At 62.5% G+C, this 14,774-nt stretch carries 15 protein-coding genes; 7 read left to right on the plus strand and 8 right to left on the minus strand.

Features of this window, described 5'->3' with window-relative positions; all coding sequences use genetic code 11:
• Positions 1-29: 29 nt before the first annotated feature.
• On the plus strand, positions 30-1,406 hold the full coding sequence (locus NLX68_RS02460) for an L-serine ammonia-lyase (protein ID WP_254282538.1): 1,377 nt from the start codon (positions 30-32) through the stop codon (positions 1,404-1,406).
• A 409-nt stretch (positions 1,407-1,815) separates the two neighbouring features.
• Positions 1,816-2,919, plus strand: a complete 1,104-nt coding sequence (locus tag NLX68_RS02465; RefSeq protein ID WP_010221329.1) for a GlxA family transcriptional regulator — start codon at positions 1,816-1,818, stop codon at positions 2,917-2,919.
• A 71-nt stretch (positions 2,920-2,990) separates the two neighbouring features.
• On the opposite strand, the gene NLX68_RS02470 is transcribed toward NLX68_RS02465, so the two are convergent.
• From NLX68_RS02470 to choX, 5 genes are all read right to left on the minus strand, one after another.
• A complete protein-coding gene (locus tag NLX68_RS02470; protein ID WP_254282539.1) occupies positions 2,991-3,245 on the minus strand; it encodes a hypothetical protein in 255 nt (84 codons plus the stop codon).
• Positions 3,246-3,557: 312 nt separating this feature from the next.
• Positions 3,558-4,028 (minus strand): thioesterase family protein, encoded by a 471-nt coding sequence (locus NLX68_RS02475; protein WP_254282540.1) that lies wholly within the window; start codon positions 4,026-4,028, stop codon positions 3,558-3,560.
• A gap of 13 nt (positions 4,029-4,041) precedes the next feature.
• A complete protein-coding gene (locus NLX68_RS02480; protein ID WP_254282541.1) occupies positions 4,042-5,007 on the minus strand; it encodes an L-carnitine dehydrogenase in 966 nt (321 codons plus the stop codon).
• Between the two features lie 15 nt (positions 5,008-5,022).
• Positions 5,023-5,907 carry a 3-keto-5-aminohexanoate cleavage protein gene (locus tag NLX68_RS02485; protein ID WP_254282542.1) on the minus strand — a complete coding sequence of 295 codons (885 nt, stop codon included), beginning with the start codon at positions 5,905-5,907 and terminating at the stop codon, positions 5,023-5,025.
• Between the two features lie 102 nt (positions 5,908-6,009).
• Positions 6,010-6,954 (minus strand): choline ABC transporter substrate-binding protein, encoded by a 945-nt coding sequence (gene choX / locus NLX68_RS02490; RefSeq protein WP_254282543.1) that lies wholly within the window; start codon positions 6,952-6,954, stop codon positions 6,010-6,012.
• 169 nt (positions 6,955-7,123) lie between these two features.
• Here choX and NLX68_RS02495 point away from each other — a divergent pair, with 169 nt between their 5' ends.
• On the plus strand, positions 7,124-8,083 hold the full coding sequence (locus NLX68_RS02495) for a GlxA family transcriptional regulator (protein WP_254282544.1): 960 nt from the start codon (positions 7,124-7,126) through the stop codon (positions 8,081-8,083).
• Here NLX68_RS02495 and NLX68_RS02500 read toward each other — a convergent pair.
• Both NLX68_RS02500 and NLX68_RS02505 read right to left on the minus strand, forming a co-directional pair.
• A complete protein-coding gene (locus NLX68_RS02500) occupies positions 8,070-8,489 on the minus strand; it encodes a DUF3010 family protein (protein WP_254282545.1) in 420 nt (139 codons plus the stop codon). The genes NLX68_RS02495 and NLX68_RS02500 overlap by 14 nt on opposite strands.
• 7 nt (positions 8,490-8,496) lie before the next feature.
• Positions 8,497-8,904: a lysozyme inhibitor LprI family protein gene (locus NLX68_RS02505; RefSeq protein WP_254282546.1), complete on the minus strand. Its 408-nt coding sequence runs from the start codon at positions 8,902-8,904 to the stop codon at positions 8,497-8,499.
• 194 nt (positions 8,905-9,098) lie between these two features.
• On the opposite strand from NLX68_RS02505, the gene NLX68_RS02510 reads away from it, so the two are divergent.
• Together NLX68_RS02510 and NLX68_RS02515 are read left to right on the plus strand one after the other, a co-directional pair.
• Positions 9,099-9,806: a winged helix-turn-helix domain-containing protein gene (locus tag NLX68_RS02510; RefSeq protein ID WP_010221337.1), complete on the plus strand. Its 708-nt coding sequence runs from the start codon at positions 9,099-9,101 to the stop codon at positions 9,804-9,806.
• Complete coding sequence (locus NLX68_RS02515; RefSeq protein ID WP_254282547.1) at positions 9,807-11,096, plus strand: ATP-binding protein; 1,290 nt, start codon at positions 9,807-9,809, stop codon at positions 11,094-11,096. It abuts the gene before it with no gap.
• Positions 11,097-11,099: 3 nt separating this feature from the next.
• On the opposite strand, the gene NLX68_RS02520 is transcribed toward NLX68_RS02515, so the two are convergent.
• Positions 11,100-12,926 (minus strand): serine hydrolase, encoded by a 1,827-nt coding sequence (locus NLX68_RS02520; protein WP_254282548.1) that lies wholly within the window; start codon positions 12,924-12,926, stop codon positions 11,100-11,102.
• 250 nt (positions 12,927-13,176) lie between these two features.
• Here NLX68_RS02520 and NLX68_RS02525 point away from each other — a divergent pair, with 250 nt between their 5' ends.
• Positions 13,177-14,154: a dipeptidase gene (locus NLX68_RS02525; protein WP_254282549.1), complete on the plus strand. Its 978-nt coding sequence runs from the start codon at positions 13,177-13,179 to the stop codon at positions 14,152-14,154.
• Between the two features lie 75 nt (positions 14,155-14,229).
• Positions 14,230-14,760, plus strand: coding sequence for a 4-vinyl reductase (locus tag NLX68_RS02530; protein ID WP_010221341.1), 531 nt, complete (start codon positions 14,230-14,232; stop codon positions 14,758-14,760).
• The last annotated feature ends 14 nt before the right edge of the window (positions 14,761-14,774 follow it).

Consider the following 14,774-nt stretch of genomic DNA (forward strand, 5'->3'; position numbering starts at 1 on the left):
TGGGGCTGCACATTCAGGAGGTAGGTGGCATGGCCATCAGTGTGTTCGACCTGTTCAAGATCGGCGTTGGCCCATCCAGTTCCCATACCGTCGGGCCCATGCGCGCCGCGGCGTTGTTCGTCCAGGGCCTACGCCTGCGCGGCGAGTTGGAGCAGGTGCGGCGCATCGAAGTGCGCCTGTACGGTTCGCTGTCGGCCACCGGTATCGGCCATGGCAGCGACAACGCGGTGATCATGGGCCTGATGGGCGAATGGCCAGACGCCATTGACCCTGCGCAGATCGCCCCGCGCATCGCTGCACTGCGCGAAACAGACACCTTGCTGCTCGACGGCCGGCTCGAAGTAGGTTTCGTCTGGGCCCGCGACATGCGGCTGCTCGACGAGAACCTGCCGTACCATCCCAACGCCATGACCCTGATCGCCGAAGGTGCTGCGGGCGAGCTGCACCGTGATACCTATTACTCGGTGGGGGGTGGCTTCGTGGTCGATGCCGCCCAGGCTGCAAGCGGCGTCCTTGACGCCGACAACACCGTGTTGCCGTACGATTTCGACAGCGCTGTGGAACTGCTTGAACTGTGCAAGAAAAACGACCTGCGCGTGTCGCAATTGATGATGGAAAACGAGAAGGTATGGCGCAGTGAAGCTGAGATTCGCGCCGGGCTTTTGAAGCTGTGGCATGCCATGCAGGACTGTGTCGAAAACGGTCTCAAGTACGAAGGTATCCTTCCCGGCGGGCTGAATGTGAAGCGTCGGGCGGCCAAGCTGCACCGCAGCCTGCAGGAGCTGAACAAGCCCAACGTGATCGGCTCGACCCTGAGCGCCATGGAGTGGGTCAACCTGTATGCCCTGGCGGTCAACGAAGAGAACGCTGCGGGCGGGCGCATGGTGACGGCGCCGACCAACGGCGCGGCAGGGATCATTCCGGCGGTGCTGCACTACTACATGCGCTTCAGCGACGAAGTCAGTGAAGCCAATGTCGTCGATTTTTTCCTCGGTGCTGCAGCGGTGGGCATCCTGTGCAAGAAGAACGCTTCGATCTCCGGTGCCGAAGTCGGTTGCCAGGGTGAAGTCGGTTCGGCCTGCGCCATGGCCGCTGCCGGCCTTGCCGAAGTGCTCGGAGCCACCCCGGCGCAACTGGAAAACGCTGCCGAGATTGGCCTGGAGCATAACCTGGGGCTGACCTGCGACCCGGTTGGCGGGCTGGTGCAGGTGCCGTGCATCGAGCGCAATGCAATTGCTGCAGTCAAGGCGATCAACGCGGCGCAGATGGCCTTGCGCGGCGACGGCGAGCACTTTATCTCCCTGGACCGGGTGATCCGCACCATGCGCGATACCGGCGCCGACATGCACGACAAGTACAAGGAAACCTCGCGCGGCGGCCTGGCGGTCAGCGCTATCGAATGTTGAAGCGTTGCGGCGGCGTGCGCCGTTTTTGTTCACCTTTGGCCTGCGCGCTGCCTTTTGGCGCGCTGGCCGATCCCTCCCCGAGTCATCCGCTGTTACCCCGGCGCCTGGCGCCTTGGGTGACAGTTGCCCATGTCGTTTCTGGGCATCCTTCACACAAGTGCTACCGAATTGCTCACACGTCCTACAGACCAGCACTAGGACGCTCGTTTGCGTTTATTACCACGCCTGGGAACAAGGGCTGAATAGACGCCGCGCGACGTCGTTTTTGGGTTTTATTGAATGGCCATTCAATTTCAGGCATGGCATTTGCGTTGTGATTGGCAAAGCCCCTGCATCCGAATTGGGGCCGTGAAAAAAAAAGCCCGTGCCTGCCTGAGGCGCAACCTGCATTGTGTGAGGAGATACCGCGATGACGTCGTACAACTCCGGGACCCCAACCCAGAACCGCACACCTCAATCCATCGGCTTTTTGCTGTTGGACAATTTCACGCTGATTTCCCTGGCTTCCGCTGTTGAGCCACTGCGTATGGCGAACCAACTGTCCGGCCGCGAGCTGTACCGCTGGAGCACCCTGAGCGTGGATGGCGGTCAGGTCTGGGCCAGCGACGGCTTGCAGATCACCCCCGATGCGGCCATGCACCAGGCGCCGGCCATGGACACCGTGATTGTCTGCGGCGGCATTGGCATCCAGCGCACCGTGACCCGTGAGCACGTCACCTGGCTGCAGAGCCAGGCGCGTCAGTCCCGCCGCCTTGGTGCGGTGTGTACCGGCAGCTGGGCGCTGGCCTGTGCCGGCCTGCTCGATGGCTTTGATTGCAGCGTGCACTGGGAATGCCTGGCGGCGATGCAGGAGGCCTTTCCGCGGGTGAGCATGAGCACTCGCCTGTTTACCCTCGACCGCAACCGTTTCACCAGCTCTGGCGGCACTGCGCCGCTGGACATGATGCTGCACCTGATCAGCCGTGATCATGGTCGCGAGCTGTCGGCGGCGATCTCCGAGATGTTCGTCTACGAGCGCATCCGCAACGAGCAGGATCACCAGCGCGTGCCACTCAAGCACATGCTCGGCACCAACCAGCCGAAGCTGCAGGAAATCGTCGCGCTGATGGAAGCCAACCTGGAAGAGCCGATCGACCTGGATGAACTGGCCGTTTATGTGTCGGTGTCACGTCGCCAGCTTGAGCGCCTGTTCCAGAAGTACCTGCACTGCTCGCCGTCGCGCTACTACCTGAAACTGCGCCTGATCCGCGCCCGGCAACTGCTCAAGCAAACGCCGATGTCGATCATCGAAGTGGCGTCGGTGTGCGGCTTTGTCTCGACGCCGCATTTCTCCAAGTGCTACCGCGAGTACTTCGGCATTCCGCCGCGTGACGAGCGCGTGGGCTCCAACACCGCACAGCAGGTGGCGATGATGCCGATCCCGCAGGCGCTGGTGCTGTCGCCGCTGGCCGGGCCGATGTCGGCGTTGAGCCAGGCGCGCAATGAGTCGACGTTTGCCAGTGTGAGGCTCTGATACCGAGCTGAATTCATCGCGGGGCAAGCCCGCTCCCACACCTGTGGGAGCGGGCTTGCCCCGCGATGCTTTTAACGATTCTGTAACTGCGCCAACGCCGGCAACAGCAGCTTTTCGATCGCCTGGCGCACGGCCGGCAGAATGGTCGCATTGCCGGTGTACATCTGCTCGACCATACCCTTCAAGGCTTTGGCCCGCGGCTCACTCAAACCGCGCACCGCATACTCGCAGGCCTGTTCGGCGCTGGCCCCGCTCGGCATCTCGAAACCCAGGGCGCGCAGTTGGCCCAGCAGGTCGTCTTGATCAATCAAATCCGCATGCATCATGGTTGTTGTCCTTGTTTGCAGGTGTGATCGTCAGTCGATTCTGTGGGCAGCACCGCAGGGCGGCAAGGACAGAATGTCGCAATGGCCGCTTTACCTAAGCCCAGGTCGTTTTCGGGCAAATCGACGGGGAAGGGAGGCTGCACACTGAGGTCATGCACAGCAAAGGAAGGTTTGGTCACCCTCCGCTTGAAGCATGTTCATGCTCGCTCTTGGCCCCGGTTGCTTCACGGCTTGCCGGGGTTATTTTTTGCCTTTGGATCGGTGGGGACGCTATCGCGGGGCAAGCCCGCTCCTACACCCGCGATAACGGTCTTACGTTGGCAACCCGATCACCCGGCCAACAAACTCGGCCGCCGGCAGGTCCGCCTGCTCATTCACGATCCCTTGCAAGCGCTCCACCACCTCGGGCGCAAACGGCGCCGACCTTGGCCCTGCCAGGTCCACATGCAGCAGCATCTGTTCGCTGGCCGCCAACGCCTGGTCAAACCCTTCGCGATGCAGGCTGTGATACAGCTGCAGGCGCTTGCGGTCAAAACCGATGACCTGGGTTTGTACCCACACCTGGGTGCCGAGCTTCACCTCGTGCAGGTAGTTCAGGTGGCACTCCAGGGTGAACAGCGAATTGCCGCTGGCGCTACGGTTGTCGCTGTCAAGGCCGATGCGGTCCATGAAGGCATCGGTGGCATAGCTGAAGATCAGCAGGTAGAAGGCATCGCGCAGGTGCCCGTTGTAGTCGACCCAGTCCGCCAGGACCGGGGTTTGGTAGGTGATCAATGCGGGCATCGCTGCACTCCGGTCAGTCGCTGAAGGCCATGCCGTGCTTGGCCTTGGTGGTTTTTACCGCATCCAGCACGGCCAGCAGGCAATCATCACGATAGCGCTCCAGCGAGCTGATGCTGCGTTCGCCCAGTTGTTCGCCGGTGCCCTCGACCACGGCGTCGATCAAACCGTCGGTCAGCTCTGGGGCTGGCAGGTAGGTCCAGGGCAGTTGCAGCGCCGGGCCGAACTGGGCCATGAAGTGGCGCATGCCAGCATCGCCACCGGCCAGGGTATAGGTGAGGAAGGTGCCCATGAACGACCAGCGCAAACCCGCACCGAAACGAATGGCATCGTCGATTTCACCGGTGGTTGCCACGCCGTCGTTGACCAGGTGCAAAGCCTCGCGCCAGAGCGCCTCGAGCAGGCGGTCGGCGATAAAACCGGGCACTTCCTTGCGCACATGCAGCGGGCGCATGCCCAGCTTGGTGTAGACGGTTTTTGCCGCTTCGATGGCCTCGGGCGCGGTCTTGTTGCTGCCGACGATCTCCACCAGCGGCAGCAGGTACACCGGGTTGAACGGGTGGCCGACCACGCAGCGCTCGGGGTGGGTCGAGGACTCGTAGAACTCGCTGGGCAACAGCCCCGATGTGCTGGAGCCGATCAATGCATCGGGCTTGGCCGCGGCGCTGATTTTGCTGTGCAGATCTAGCTTGAGGTCCAGGCGCTCGGGGGCGCTTTCCTGGATGAAATCGGCATCGCGCACGCATTCCTCGATAGTTGCCACAAAGCGCAGGCGCGCCTGTGAGGCGCCGGGGGCCAGGCCCTGTTTCTCCAGGGCTGGCCAGGCGTTGGCGATACGCTTGCGCAAGGCCGCTTCGGCGCCGGGGGCCGGGTCCCAGGCTACCACGTCCAGGCCATGGGCCAGGGCGCGGGCCACCCAGCCGCTGCCGATCACGCCGCTGCCCAAAGCTGCAAAGGTTTTGATTTCGGTGATAAAGCTCATCGGTTTCTCCAGCAATCAGCGACGGGTCAGGTTCATTTTGGCGCGGCCTTCGGCAGGGGTGAGCACCCGTGCGCCCAGGCGGCTGAGAATCTCGCTGGCGCGTTCTACCAGTTGGCCGTTGCTGGCCAGCACGCCCTTGTCCAGGTACAGGTTGTCCTCCAGGCCGACCCGTACGTTGCCGCCAAGCAGCACCGCTTGCGCGGCCATCGGCATCTGCATGCGGCCGATGCCGAAGCCGGCCCAGGTCGCGCCGGCTGGCAGGTTGTCGACCATGGCTTTCATGGTGGTGGTATCGGCCGGAGCGCCCCAGGGAATGCCCAGGCACAGCTGGAACAAGGGGTCGTCGAGCAGGCCTTCCTTGATCATCTGCTTGGCAAACCACAGGTGGCCGGTGTCGAAGATTTCCAGTTCGGCTTTGACCCCAAGTTCAGTGATGCGTCTGGCGCCAGCGCGCAATTGCGCCGGGGTCGAGACATAGATGCTGTTGCCGTCACCAAAATTGAGGGTGCCGCAGTCCAGGGTGCAGATTTCCGGTAGCAACGCCTCGACATGGGCCAGGCGCTCCAGTGGGCCGATCAGGTCGGTGCCGGCGCCGAATTCCAGCGGGGTTTCGCCCGGGCCGATCTCCAGGTCGCCACCCATGCCGGCGGTAAGGTTGACGATGATGTCGACGTCCGACTCGCGAATGCGTTCCATGACTTCGCGGTACAGCGCGACATCACGGCTGAAGCGACCGGTTTGTGGATCACGGACGTGACAGTGGACGACTGTTGCACCGGCTTTGGCGGCCTCTACCGCGGCTTCGGCGATCTGCTTGGGGGTCACCGGGACCAGGTGGCTCTTGCTGGCGGTGTCGCCGGCGCCGGTCAGGGCACAGGTGATGATGACGTCGTGGTTCATGAGCGGTTTCCTTCGGGCGAGTTGGGGCCGTCGCGGGGCAAGCCCGCTCCCACAGATGACCATTTCCTCTGTGGGAGCGGGCTTGACCCGCGATTGGGTCTGTCAGTTAGCGGTCAGTTGCAGGTTTTCGGCGGCCGGCCTGCCGTCGAACGTGGTCACCCCTTCAAGCCAGCGCTTCTGGTCCTGGGGATGGTCCTTGAGCCACTGGCGGGCGGATTCCAGCGCGTCTTTGTGGTCAAGCAGCGGTTGCATCATGCGGCTCTCGTCTTCGGCGCTGAAGGTCAGGTTGGTCAGCAGCTGGTTGACGTTCGGGCAACGCTGGGCATAGTCCGGTGCGGTGACGGTCCACACCGTGGCCCGGCCTTCGTCCGGGCCCAGGGCGCCTTCGCTGCCGCTGAGGTAGGCCATGTCGATGTTGATGTTCATCGGGTGCGGCGCCCAGCCAAAGAACACCACCGCCTCCTTGCGTCGCACGGCGCGATCGACGGCGGCAAGCATGCCGGCTTCGCTGGACTCGACCAGCTGGAACTTGCCCAGGCCGAACTGGTTCTTGCTGATCATCGCCTTGATCTGGGTGTTGGCGCCCGAGCCCGGCTCGATGCCGTAGATCTTGCCACCCAGCTCTTTTTCGAACTTGGCGATATCGGCAAAGGTTTTCAGGCCCTTGTCGGCCAGGTACTTGGGCACGGCAAGGGTCGCGCGGGCATCGTCGAGGCTGGGCTGGTCGAGGACCTTGACCTGCTTGGCGTCGATGAACGGGGTGATGGTCTGGGTCATGATCGGGTTCCAGTAGCCGAGGAACATGTCCAGGCGCTGGTCGCGGATACCGGCGAAAATGATCTGTTGCGAGGCACTGGTCTGCTTGGTCTTGTAGCCCAGGCCATCGAGCAGGACCTGGGTCATGGCGCTGGTGGCCATCACATCGGTCCAGTTGACCACGCCAAGGCGCACGTTCTTGCAGGCGGCCGGCTCTGCGGCCATCACGTTGGTGCTGAGGATTGCGGTACCGACGAGCATCAGCAGGCTACGGCTGATCATTCTGTTCATGGTGGCTCCTCCAACGGCAGTTCTAATTGTTATAGGGGGCGGCCTCTGCGTGCCGTGTGATCAAACTACGCGTGTGCTGTTGGTAAAAATCGCACTCTGGCGACCGGCACTTGCACAGTGGCGACCAGTGCGCTATTAACCCAGCATCCGTGGCCGTCGAGTTGTCGCTATGCCCCAGGATTTCCATTTCTTGCTGTTGCCCGGCTTCTCCGCCATCGGCTTTATTTCCGCGATAGAGCCGCTGCGGGTGGCCAACCGCTTTCGCGGCGAGCTATATCGTTGGCAGGTGCTGAGCATAGATGGCGGCGCGGTGCAGGCCAGCAACGGCATGTCGGTGAATGCCGACGCCGCCCTGGAGCCGTTGGGCAAGGGGGCGACGCTGTTGCTGGTAGCGGGTTTCGAGCCGTTGCGCAGCTACGGCCCGGCCCTGCAACACTGGTTGCGCAAGCTTGATCACGAGGGCGTGGTATTGGGCGGTATCGACACCGGCACCGTGGTGCTGGCCGAGGCCGGGCTGCTCGACGGTCACCGGGTGACCCTGCACTGGGAAGCGCTGGAGGCCTTCAAGGAACGTTACCCGCAGTTGCAGGCAACCCAGGAACTGTTCGAAGTAGATCGCCGCCGTATCACCTCGGCAGGTGGCACCGCGTCGATCGATCTGATGCTCGACCTGATTGCCCAGGCCCATGGCCCGGAGCTGGCGATCCAGGTGTCGGAGCAGTTCGTGCTTGGCCGTATCCGCCCGCGCCAGGACCACCAGCGCATGCAGATCGCCTCACGTTATGGCATCAGCAACAAGAAACTGGTGCAGGTGATCGGCGAGATGGAGCGCAACACCGAACAACCGCTCAACACCCTGGTGTTGGCCGAATCGGTGCAGGTCACCCGGCGTCAGCTGGAGCGCCTGTTTCGCCTGTACCTGCACGACACGCCCAGCGGTTTTTACCTGCGCCTGCGCCTGGACAAGGCCCGGCAACTGCTGCGCCAGACCGATCTGAGCGTACTGGAGGTGAGCATCGCTTGCGGGTTCGAGTCAGCGTCGTATTTCACCCGCTGCTACCGGGGGCGATTCGAGCGTTGCCCGCGGGAAGACCGCAAGGCCGGGGCCGTCAGCCTCAGCGGCGCTTGAGCAACAGCGCGCAGGCGCTCTTGTAGGCTTCGTGCTGGTACTTGTTCAACGAAGCTGGCAGTTCAATGTTGTGTTTCTTGGCCTGAGCGCTGACGGTCTGCGGCGAAACCAGTTCCACCTCGCAATTGTCCAGCAGCTGCAATACGCCTTCGATCTTGAAGGTGGTCGGGCCACCCGCGAAGTCGCCTTTCTTGCTGCGTTTCTTGATCGCCAGGTGGCTGATGCCATGTTCAGCGATAAATTGCCGGGCCTGCTGGGCAAAGACTTTGACGTTGTCCGCCAGTTCGTCATCTTCCAGGCCGATTTTTTTCGTGGCCAGGGCAAGGTGCACAGGGCTGGTACCGTCCAGCGTGGCAACGGCGAGCAGCGCTTCGCTGCCTTTGATTTCAATTCCGCAGATTTTCATGCTGTTCTCAATCGGAGTTTTGCAGCCCCAGGGACTGCAAGTATTCGGAGCGATCATCGCTACGTTGGGCAAGGCAGGTGTTCAATGCAGCGTCGAAGGCCTTTCCGGGATTTTCGTCAAAGGTTTCGACCTTGCAGTCGGCGTCGCGCAATTGCTTCCAGATGGCTTCGGCGTCACGCAGGCGCTTGCTCAGTTCGACGACCTTGGCCGGCTGGCCGTCGTACTGCTCGCCGATGCGTTGCAGCAAGTCATCGAAAGCGGCGTTGAGTTCGCGTTCGGCGGTAGTGCGGCTGTATTGAGCGCATTCATAAGTTTGCTGGTCGCTCTCGACGTTGTCGCACGGGGTGCTTTCGTCGTCCTCGGCATGGGCGCCGAATGCCAGCAATACCAGGGCCAGCCCTACCATCGTTCTCATCTGCGACATCCTCCGAAAGCTTGCGCGAACATGGGCGCCGATTCTCGCTCAGCGCCGCAGCAAAGAACAGGGTAGCCGTTGCACCTGTGAAAAAGCGTGCAGGCTGCGTGAACACTTATTCACAGACGTTTCATAAAGGCGCACATAAACTTGGCGTTTAGCCACTATCCTCACTCTTACCCTGTGGAAACGCCATGGAATGCTCCGGACTGATCAAGGTACTGCTGGTCGAGGATGACTTGAAGCTGGCCAGCCTGGTTGCGCATTTTTTAGCCGAGCACGGCTTCGAGGTGCACTGTGTGCACCGGGGTGACGAGGCACTGGAGGCCTTTTTGGGCTTCAAACCGGCGCTGGTGGTACTCGATCTGATGCTGCCCGGCCTGAGCGGCCTGCAAGTATGCCGGGCAATTCGCAGCCAGGCGGCCACGCCGATCGTGATCCTCACTGCTCGCGAGGATGATCTGGACCATATTCTCGGCCTTGAGTCCGGTGCCGACGACTACGTGATCAAACCGATCAAGCCGCCGGTGTTGCTGGCCCGGCTGCGGGCCTTGCAGCGGCGTAAGGGCAGTGACCCGAGCGAGCGCGACAGCCTCGAGTTCGGGCGCCTGAGTATTGATCGGGCCAGCCGCGAAGCACGCTTGGGCCAGCAGGTCATCGAACTGAGCACCATGGAGTTCGAACTGTTGTGGTTGCTGGCCAGTTCCGCCGGGCAAATCCTTTCCCGCGACGATATCCTCAGCCATATCCGTGGCATCGCCTTCGACGGCCTCAACCGCAGTGTCGATGTCTACGTCAGCAAGCTGCGCAACAAGCTGCACGACAACCCGCGTGAACCGCTGTGCATCAAGACAGTGTGGGGCAAGGGGTATCTGTTCAACCCCTTTGCCTGGGAGCTATAGATGCTGCGCCTGTTTCTTGGCCTGTTCATCACCCTGGTACTGGGCTTTGCCCTGGCGATCACCGCGGTCGACCATGTGTTCACCTGGCTGCTCAACGCCCCCACCGAGGTCTACCACCGCGAAGCGGTACGTGGGCCAGCGTACAGCCTGGTGGAGCAACTGCGCCCGCTTACCGCTGAGCAGCGCCAGCGGCGTCTGGACGAATTGCAGCCCAATTACGGCCTGGGCCTGAAACTGGTCGACGCCGGGCAGTTGCAGCTGGATGAGCGCGAGCGTCAGTTGCTGGCAAACCGGCAACTGGTGGTTCGCAAGGAGTTCACCCAGTTCATCAGCCCCATCGACGGTAGCAGCCAATTGCTGAGCATCAATTTGCCGCCTGAGCCCGAGCTGACCCGTACCTATACCGTCGGCGCCTACGCCATGCTCGGTGGCTTGATCGGTATTGCCCTGTTTCTCTGGGTATGGCCGCACTGGCGTGACCTTGAACGCTTGCGCCTGGCGGCCCAGCGTTTTGGTGACAACGACCTGCGTTCACGTATCTACTTGTCGCGGCGCTCGAACATTCGGGAACTGGCCGAGCACTTCAACCAGATGGCCGGGCGCATCGAAGGCCTGATCGCCAACCAGCGTGAGCTGACCAACGCAGTTTCCCATGAGCTGCGCACTCCCATTGCACGCCTGACCTTCGAACTCGAACAACTGCGCCGGCTGGCCCGCCAGGAAGGCTGCGGTGCGTTGATCGACGATATGCACGCCGACCTGGGCGACCTGGAGGAGATGGTCTCGGAGTTGTTGACCTATGCCAGCCTTGAGCGTGGCGCCACCGAGATCAAGCGCGAAACCATCCAGGCCAACCATTGGATCGACAGTGTCCTGGGCAGTGTCGCTCTGGAGGCCGAGGCGGCCGGTGTGCAGCTGTCGCTTGAGGCGTGTACGGTACAGAGCATTCGTATCGAGCCGCGGTTCATGGCGCGGGCGGTGATCAATCTGTTGCGCAATGCCATTCGCTATGCCGCCGGTGAAGTCCGGGTCAGCCTGCAGCGAGAAGGTGAGCTGTATCGCCTCGTGGTAGAGGACGACGGCCCAGGCGTACCGCTTGCCGCCCGAGAGAAGATCTTCGAGCCGTTCTCGCGCCTGGACGCCAGCCGTGACCGGAGCACCGGTGGCTTTGGCCTTGGCCTGGCGCTGGTGCGTCGGGTCTCGCAATGGCACGGCGGCTATGCCCAGGTGGGCGATAGCCGCGAAGGTGGCGCCTGCTTCGTGTTGAGCTGGCCGCACGTCGATGGCTGAAACCTAGAGCTGCAGGCCGGCGTCCTGGTCTGGGCTGCGCACAAAGCGATAGCCGAGCACCCGCAAGCCGTCGCTAAGCCGAGTCAGGGTGTTGCCCGCGCCCAATGCGCTGCCGGCCAGCAGGGCATGGGCGTCATCCAGCGGCTGGACCACGAACTCACCCAGGGTTTCGCCTTTGCGCCGGCCCTGGGCCAGCAGCAGGCCCTGATCGATGCGCAAGGTCAGGCCGTCGAGCAACGGTTCGCGCTCGTTGGGGCTGATCAGGCGGTAGCGTCCGACACTGGCTTGCCAGTCGGCGGGTATCGGCCCGGGGTCAATGCGCTCGCCCAGTGGCAGGGTCTGGCCGTGGCGCCTGACTGCCAGCACTTCTTTGCCCGCGACGCTGATCACATCCAGCTGAAGTTGTTCGAGCAGGCCCAGATCCAGCGACCACAAGCCCAACAGTTTTTTCTGTGCCCGTAGCCAGCCTTGACTGTCGCGCAGCAGTTCGACGCGCTTGCCGCCCAGTTCGGCAAACAGTTGTTGGCGCTGGTCCTTGAGGCGAATCACGCCCAACGGACTGGCGTACAACCCGGCCAGGCTCTGGCGGTCGCGAGGGCTGGGCGCCACGGCAGCGGCCAGCGGCGGCAGGCTCGGCGCACAGTCGCGCGGGCAGGCGAGCGGGTGGCCTTGGGCCTGTAGCATCAGGCGCAGGGCCTGAGTGGCCACTTCGCTGACCAGTGCTTCGGCGGTGTCGGCATTGGCCATCACCACCACCGCCAGCTGTGGCTCGGGTAGCACGCTCAGTTGCGCGGCAAAATCGCCAGTCGAGCCACTGTGTTGCCATTGTTGCAGCTGCGGCCCGATGCGCGGGTCGCCGCAAGGGCCCAGGTACCAGGCAAGGCCTATAGGGCAGTCGAAGTCCAGGGCATTGGCACGATTCTGTTGGCGGAACATCTCGGCAACCGACTGCTGGCTCAGCAGCTGCCGGCCATCGAAACGGCCCTGGGCGAACAGCATTTGCACGAACTGGCCAACATCCCGTGGCGTGGTCCACAAGCCGCCAGCGGGCAGGTCGCGGATCTCCTCGTCGCCGCTGGGCTGACCTTGCAGGTAGCCTCGGGCGCGATAGGGTTGCAGCTCGCTATTGCCGACGAAACTCGAATGTTCCATGGCCAGCGGTTGCAACAGGTGCTGCTGCAGGCGGGTTTCGAACGGTTGCCCGCTGCTGCGCTCGATGGCTGCACCGAGCAGGGCGAAACCCAGGTTGGAATAGGCCATCTGCGTGCCCGGCGGATTGTTCAGCCACAACCCCGAGGCCCTCTGCGGCAGGTACTTCAATGGATCATCAGTGCGCAGGCGTGGCAGGAACTCGCTTGGCAGGCCGGCCTGGTGGCTGAGCAGGCGACGCAGGGTGATGGCGTCGTTGGCGCTGCGGGCATCGGCGTGAAAGCGCGAGCGCACGCGAAACTCCGGCAGGGTGCGTGACAACGGTGCGTCCAGGCTCAGGCGCTGCTGCTCGACCAGTTGTAGGGTGGCGCTGGCAGTGAACAGCTTGGACAGAGAACCGGCGCGAAACGCCGTGGTTGGTGTTACACGCATGCGTAGCGCCTCGTCAGCCAGACCGAAACCTTCGGCCCAGACCAGCTCCTGGCCGTCGATCAGCGCCAGCGACAGGCCGGGCACGTGGTTCTTTTGCATCTGCTCGGGGATGCTCTGGCGCAAGTGCTCGATGACCGCCCGATAGTCGCCCTTGCCGATCGGCGGCAGGCTCGTCGGCGCCCGTTCGCCGCAACCGGTATTGACGAGCAGCAGGCCGAACAATGAAGCAAGGCGAAGCGAGCGAAGCATGAGGCACCTGGGCGGGAATGGCGGTCAGTGCATGCTAGGGCAGGGGCCTGCGGCAATCTTTGAGCGGATTGTCGGGAAACTGTTAAAGACTGTGCCACGGCGACCTGCAACGCCCCTTTGTCGCTCTTTGACGCTTTCGGCAATTCCCCTGTCGTTTTTGCATCTGGGCGACATTGCCCCTAGGCATATGCTGGCCCCAAAGCGCCGGCAGACGATTCGGCGCAGGTTTACCAATAAAGGGGACAGCCTGATGAGCCCAGCCGAATTACACGCAGACAGCATCGTTATCGACGGGCTGATCATTGCCAAATGGAACCGCGAGCTGTTCGAGGACATGCGCAAGGGTGGCTTGACTGCGGCCAACTGCACGGTGTCGGTCTGGGAAGGCTTCCAGGCCACGGTCAACAACATCGCCGCCAGCCAGAAGCTGATCCGCGAGAACAGCGACCTGGTGATGCCGGTGCGTACCACCGCCGACATCCGCAAGGCCAAGGAAGTGGGCAAGACCGGCATCCTCTTCGGCTTCCAGAACGCCCATGCTTTCGAAGACCAGATCGGCTATGTCGAGGTGTTCAAGCAGCTGGGCGTAGGCATCGTGCAGATGTGCTACAACACCCAGAACCTGGTCGGCACCGGCTGCTACGAGCGTGATGGCGGGCTGTCGGGCTTTGGCCGCGAGATCGTCGCCGAGATGAACCGCGTCGGGGTCATGTGCGACCTGTCCCATGTCGGTTCCAAGACCTCCGAAGAAGTCATCCTCGAATCGAAAAAGCCGGTGTGCTACTCCCACTGCCTGCCTTCCGGGCTCAAGGAACACCCGCGCAACAAGTCCGATGAAGAGCTCAAGTTCATTGCCGACCACGGCGGTTTCGTCGGCGTGACCATGTTCGCGCCGTTCCTGGCCAAGGGTATCGATTCGACCATCGACGACTATGCCGAAGCCATCGAATACACCATGAACATCGTCGGTGAAGACTCCATCGGTATCGGTACCGACTTCACCCAGGGCCACGGCCAGGACTTCTTCGAGTACCTGACCCACGACAAGGGCTACGCCCGGCGCCTGACCAACTTCGGCAAGATCATCAACCCGCTGGGCATCCGCACCGTGGGCGAGTTCCCCAACCTTACCGAGACCCTGCTCAAGCGCGGCCATTCCGAGCGCGTGGTGCGCAAGATCATGGGCGAGAACTGGGTCAACGTGCTCAAGGATGTCTGGGGCGAATAAGCCGCCAGTAACCGTCTTCCGCCCCCTGCCACAGGCGCAGGGGCAGCCAACCAAAATTTCTGGAGTTCAGTTTCCATGGCCAAGATCGCCCCGCAATTGCCTATCGAAGTCGACAGCGAAACCGGTGTCTGGACCAGCGATGCCCTGCCGATGCTGTACGTGCCGCGGCATTTCTTCGTCAACAACCACATGGGTATCGAGGAAGTGCTGGGCGCCGACGCCTATGCCGAGATCCTCTACAAGGCCGGTTACAAGTCCGCCTGGCACTGGTGCGAGAAAGAGGCTGAATGCCACGGCCTGGAAGGCGTGGCGGTGTTCGAACACTACATGAAGCGCCTGTCCCAGCGCGGTTGGGGCCTGTTCAAGATCCAGGACATTGACCTGGACAAGGGCACTGCCAGCGTCAAGCTCGAGCACTCAGCGTTCGTCTATGTCTACGGCAAGGTCGGGCGCAAGGTCGATTACATGTTCACCGGTTGGTTCGCCGGGGCCATGGACCAGATCCTGGCGGCCCGCGGCAGCAACATTCGTACGGTCGCCGAGCAGGTCTACGGCGGTTCGGAAGAAGGCCACGACGATGGCCTGTTCATCGTCAAGCCGTTGTAAGTCGAGGATCCCGC

Origin of the sequence: Pseudomonas sp. SBB6, assembly GCF_024213215.1 — a bacterium.
In the GTDB taxonomy this organism is placed as follows: Bacteria; Pseudomonadota; Gammaproteobacteria; order Pseudomonadales; family Pseudomonadaceae; genus Aquipseudomonas; species Aquipseudomonas donghuensis.